2 tRNA genes are annotated in these 247 nt (G+C 50.6%); both read right to left on the reverse strand.

From position 1 onward, the window contains the following. Positions 1-2: 2 nt before the first annotated feature. Positions 3-87, reverse strand: a tRNA-Leu gene (locus tag FC652_RS20370). A gap of 44 nt (positions 88-131) precedes the next feature. Then, positions 132-206, reverse strand: a tRNA-Gln gene (locus FC652_RS20375). Positions 207-247: the final 41 nt, after the last annotated feature.

The raw sequence follows: 247 nt of genomic DNA on the forward strand, positions 1-247 counted from the left end.
GATGGTGCGGAAGGAGAGACTCGAACTCTCACACCTCGCGGCGCCAGAACCTAAATCTGGTGCGTCTACCAATTTCGCCACTTCCGCATCAAATTGTGTGCTTTCAAGACAACGTCTTAATAGCTAAATAGTGGCAGGTCTACCTGGATTCGAACCAGGGAATGGCGGCATCAAAAGCCGCTGCCTTACCGCTTGGCGATAGACCTACAGCTGACAGCTTACGCTATCGGTTTCTAACCATTGACTA

The sequence above is a fragment of the Vibrio sp. 05-20-BW147 genome (genome assembly GCF_013369385.1).
GTDB classification, from domain to species: Bacteria; Pseudomonadota; Gammaproteobacteria; order Enterobacterales; family Vibrionaceae; genus Vibrio; species Vibrio floridensis.